Genomic DNA, 4,894 nt, shown 5'->3' with positions numbered 1-4,894 from the left:
ATTATCTCGACACCTACCTGAGGTCCATCTCGTGCCTGATATGAAGCTTTTTGCTGGTAATGCCGTGCCTGAACTTGCCAAACGGGTTGCTAACCGTTTATACACCACTCTTGGCGACGCTGCTGTGGGCTGTTTTAGTGACGGTGAAGTGAGCGTGGAAATCAATGAAAACGTACGTGGCGGGGATATTTTTATCATCCAGTCTACTTGTGCTCCCAGCAACAATCACCTAATGGAACTGGTTGTCATGATTGACGCCTTGCGCCGTGCCTCCGCGGGACGTGTTACCGCAGTCATTCCTTATTTTGGCTACTCTCGCCAAGATCGCCGCGTACGTTCTGCCCGTGTTCCCATTACCGCCAAAGTGGTCGCGGACTTTTTATCAAGTGTGGGGGTCGATCGTGTCCTGACCGTAGACTTGCATGCGGAACAAATCCAAGGTTTTTTTGATGTGCCAGTAGATAACGTTTTTGGCAGTCCGATCCTACTAGAAGATATGTTACAACAAAATTTAAAAAACCCGATTGTGGTTTCACCCGATATCGGCGGTGTCGTCCGCGCACGGGCGATTGCTAAACTGTTAAATGACACTGAAATGGCGATTATTGACAAACGTCGGCCAAAGGCTAACATTGCTCAAGTGATGCATATTATCGGCGACGTGGCAGACCGAGATTGCGTTTTAGTTGATGATATGATTGATACCGCGGGAACCTTATGTAAAGCGGCAGAGGCCTTAAAAGAACGAGGGGCGAAACGGGTACTGGCTTATGCCACTCATCCGGTTTTTTCTGGCAATGCGGTTGAGAATATCAATAATTCCGTTATCGATGAAATTATTGTTTGTGACACCATCCCCCTATCTGAAAAGATCAAGGCATTGAAAAAAGTACGATCACTGACATTAGCTGGCATGCTCGCTGAAGCCATTCGGCGCATTAGCAACGAAGAATCTATTTCCGCCATGTTTGAACATTAACCCTTCCATTACTATGAAACCTATAAAACTCATCGTTGGCTTGGCAAATCCTGGCTCACAATATGCAGAAACCCGCCATAATGCAGGCGCCTGGTTTGTCGAAAACCTAGCAAAACGCTACAACCAATCATTGCAAAAAAACAGTAAACTTTTAGGTTATACCGCTCAAATAAAAATCGTCAATCATGAGATCCGGCTACTGATACCCACTACCTTTATGAATTTAAGTGGTAACGCGGTCAAGGCCATGACAAATTTTTATCATTTTTTAGCAGAAGAGATTTTAGTGGTTCATGATGAATTAGATTTTTTGCCGGGGGTAGCTAAATTTAAATTCGGCGGCGGCAACGGTGGACACAATGGTTTAAAAAGATATCCAAAAAAAAAATTGGATAATAATGCTAACTTCCACCGTTTACGCATTGGTATTGGCCATCCGGGTGAACGCAGTAAAGTGATGGACTTTGTCTTATCCCCCCCTCCCCTGAGTGAAAAAAAGCGCATTGACGATGCGATTGATGAATCCCTACGCTGTACTGAACTCATTTTCAAAGAGAATATGGCTACTGCAATCCAAAATCTACATTCATTTCGAATTAATAAATAAAGGTAATTAAACATGGGATTTAAATGCGGTATTGTTGGGCTGCCTAACGTAGGGAAATCCACGTTATTCAACGCATTAACACAAGCAGGTATTGAGGCCGCTAATTTTCCATTCTGCACTATTGAGCCTAATACCGGCGTGGTTCCGGTGCCGGATCCACGTTTAGATCAGCTTGCTGAAATTGTAAAACCACAAAGGATCGTGCCAACAACAATGGAATTTGTTGATATCGCGGGACTGGTCAAAGGCGCATCAAAAGGTGAAGGCTTAGGTAACCAGTTTTTAACCAATATTCGTGAAACAGATGCCATTGGTCATGTGGTGCGTTGTTTTGCCAACGAAAACATTGTGCATGTGGCAGGTAAAATTAATCCTAGCGAAGATATTGATACCATTAATATTGAGTTGATTTCATACGATCTGGATATATGTGAACGTGCGATCAGCCGGGTACAAAAAAAAGCCAAAGGCGGAGATAAAGACGCTAAAGCTACATTATCGGTGTTAGAAAAATGTTTATCTCATTTAGAAAAAATCGCGATGTTACGTACCTTAGCACTAACAGAAGAAGAAAAAGCGGCAATTCGCTATCTCAATTTTCTGACATTGAAACCTACCATGTACATCGCTAATGTGAATGAAGACGGTTTTGAAAATAACCCTTATTTAGCTCAAGTACAGAAAATTGCGGAACAGGAAGGGGCTATCGTCATCGCTGTTTGCGCCGCGGCAGAATCGGATATCGCCGAATTAACCGATGGCGATCGTGCTGAATTTATGGCAGCACTGGGTATGGATGAAGCAGGTTTAAATCGCGTGATCCGTGCCGGTTATCAATTACTGAATTTACAAACCTATTTTACCGCAGGAGTAAAAGAAGTAAGAGCCTGGACTATCCCTGTTGGCGCCACCGCCCCACAGGCGGCAGGGAAGATCCACACCGATTTTGAAAAAGGCTTTATCCGTGCACAAACCATTAATTTTGCCGACTTTATTGCTTATCGAGGCGAACAAGCAGCAAAAGAAGCAGGAAAAATGCGCGCAGAAGGGAAAGATTACATTGTTAAAGATGGCGATGTGATGAACTTTTTATTTAACGTATAACAACGCCCGACGATCAATCGCCAATGAAAAAGAAGCAATTAATACATACAAGGTGAGGATTAATATAATATTCAAGAGTGAGGTATCAGCGAGCATAATGTTAAAAACCGGATGAACTAACAATGGCGCCGCCAATAAATGAAGCCAAAAGGCGATATCAGAGTGACGGGTTTGACGGCGAAGATCGGAGATATCCCAATACATCGCACCGGCAAATGCCAACAATCCCATGCAAAATACAACATAAGGCATCACATTCGCGGCAACGGCAGGCAAAAACTTATTTAAACTCATTAAAACATACAAAAGAACAGTCCCTAAACCCGCAGCCAGCGTGATAGGCGTGCGAAAACGCCGCCAATGCAGTAATGCAGCTAATGCTGTCAAAATAGCAGCAACAAGCTCGCCGACAAAAAGATAACCAATCACATACAGTGTAGATACGGTTGCAAAACCAACACCAAAAATAAAAGTGAACAATAATACAATCGCGGGTAACGCCATATGACGTTGACGAACAAAATATTCCGCTAATGCCCAGGAGGCTCCTGTAACCAACAATCCTCCCAGCCATGCTTGTTGATAATAATACACACAAATAAAAAATAGAGCGCCTAAAAGTAATAAAGAAGCCATCACCACAAAAAGATCATTAAAGCCGGTCAATAGCCGAAAATTTTCTTCATCTAGAGCTGATGTTTTTTTAACACCAGCAACATGATCACGTAGTGCCTGTGCTGCTTGCCGGCTAATTATTTTCGCAGCCACTGCTGATTCAATATCTTCATTGCTATACATGTTTTATTGCCTTATGTAATGAAAATGTAAAATAAGCTAATCAATCGCTATAGCCAAATCAGTTTAAGTTGCTTACCGTACTATTGGTACTGTTCGCGCTCCTCCGCCTTGAACCAAATGAAACTGATTCGGCTATATCTTAACAAAGCATGCTAAAATCTCTCGGATTATTCCCCAAACTATTTAAACACAAGGATTACTTTTATGAGTTTTCTGAAAGGCAAACGTATTTTAATTGCAGGTTTAGCCAGTAATCGTTCTATTGCTTACGGTATAGCACAAAAAATGCACGAGCAAGGCGCGGAATTGGCTTTCACTTATCAAAACGATAAATTAAAACAGCGCGTCACTGACTTCGCTAAAGAATTCAATTCAACACTGATTTTTCCTTGTGATGTTGCAAAAGATGAAGAAATCAACGAACTTTTTGAAGATATGAAAAAAGAAAAAAATTGGTCTACCTTTGATGGGTTTGTTCATTCCATTGCTTATGCGCCTAGCGAGCAGCTCGATGGTGATTATGTTAATGCGGTGACACGTAAAGGTTTTAACATCGCACATGACATCAGCGCCTATAGCTTTGTAGCGATGGCTAAAGCTTGCCGTGCTATGCTCAATCCTAATTCAGCCCTGCTAACACTGAGTTATTTAGGCGCAGAGCGCACCATCACCAATTACAATGTTATGGGACTTGCCAAAGCCTCTTTAGAAGCTAACGTACGCTACATGGCGGATTCACTCGGCCCCGATGCTATCCGCGTTAACGCAATTTCGGCGGGACCCATTCGTACACTTGCCGCCTCAGGGATTAAAGATTTCAGAAAAATGCTAGCACATTGTGAAAAATACACCCCCCTTCGCCGCACGGTCACTATCGAAGATGTAGGTAATGCAGCTGCCTTTTTATGCTCCGACTTAGCTGGTGGTATTACCGGTGAAATTTTGCATGTTGACGCTGGTTTTAACATTACCGCGATGGGGAGTATGGGTAATGATGAATTAAGCCAATCTGCAAAAAAAGAATAGTCCATTTAAAGCTTCTTTGAGCTGCGCTTAGGAAGGAAAAAGCGCAGCGGCCTTTTTGTACAAAAAAAGGAAGTAAATAAGTATTTTGAGCCCTTTTTGACAAAGTATCAGTGGGTACAAAAAATTTCGACTAAATCCCGTCTATAATTATATCGCAACGATTTATTATGAGGGAATGAACATGATTTATGCAGCAGCGCCATTAAATATAAATAGGGTAAAAACATTAACAATACAGACAAAAGCTAAAATAAAGAAAGATAAAACAGGAAAGAGTAAGAAAACAAAGTATAAACTAAAACGCCTATTCCAAAAAATTCAAGTCTTTTTCTCTTATAATGAAAAAGAAAGAAAAGCAAAAAAGAAATATATAAATTATA

The 4,894-nt window shown here is 41.7% G+C and carries 6 protein-coding genes; 5 read left to right on the top strand and 1 reads right to left on the bottom strand.

Annotated elements, in window-relative coordinates:
• The first annotated feature begins 31 nt into the window (after positions 1 to 31).
• The 3 genes from REG_RS08870 to ychF are packed head-to-tail and all read left to right on the top strand — an operon-like array spanning position 32 to position 2,690.
• Positions 32 to 979, top strand: coding sequence for a ribose-phosphate pyrophosphokinase (locus tag REG_RS08870; RefSeq protein WP_006705333.1), 948 nt, complete (start codon positions 32 to 34; stop codon positions 977 to 979).
• A gap of 13 nt (positions 980 to 992) precedes the next feature.
• The gene (gene pth, locus REG_RS08865) at positions 993 to 1,586 is read left to right on the top strand and encodes an aminoacyl-tRNA hydrolase (protein ID WP_006705332.1); all 594 of its coding nucleotides are present in this window, start codon (positions 993 to 995) and stop codon (positions 1,584 to 1,586) included.
• A 12-nt stretch (positions 1,587 to 1,598) separates the two neighbouring features.
• Positions 1,599 to 2,690: a redox-regulated ATPase YchF gene (gene ychF, locus REG_RS08860; RefSeq protein ID WP_006705331.1), complete on the top strand. Its 1,092-nt coding sequence runs from the start codon at positions 1,599 to 1,601 to the stop codon at positions 2,688 to 2,690.
• On the opposite strand, the gene REG_RS08855 is transcribed toward ychF, so the two are convergent.
• Positions 2,676 to 3,488: a hypothetical protein gene (locus REG_RS08855; RefSeq protein ID WP_006705330.1), complete on the bottom strand. Its 813-nt coding sequence runs from the start codon at positions 3,486 to 3,488 to the stop codon at positions 2,676 to 2,678. The two genes, ychF and REG_RS08855, sit on opposite strands and share 15 nt — an antisense overlap.
• A 204-nt stretch (positions 3,489 to 3,692) precedes the next feature.
• Here REG_RS08855 and fabI point away from each other — a divergent pair, with 204 nt between their 5' ends.
• Positions 3,693 to 4,514 carry an enoyl-ACP reductase FabI gene (gene fabI / locus REG_RS08850; RefSeq protein ID WP_006705329.1) on the top strand — a complete coding sequence of 274 codons (822 nt, stop codon included), beginning with the start codon at positions 3,693 to 3,695 and terminating at the stop codon, positions 4,512 to 4,514.
• Positions 4,515 to 4,695: 181 nt separating this feature from the next.
• On the top strand, positions 4,696 to 4,894 hold a 199-nt coding region (locus REG_RS08845; RefSeq protein WP_039908417.1), incomplete at its 3' end, for a hypothetical protein.

Origin of the sequence: Candidatus Regiella insecticola LSR1 (assembly GCF_000143625.1) — a bacterium.
Taxonomy (GTDB): domain Bacteria; phylum Pseudomonadota; class Gammaproteobacteria; order Enterobacterales; family Enterobacteriaceae; genus Regiella; species Regiella insecticola.
This window is presented reverse-complemented; position numbering and strand designations above follow the sequence as displayed.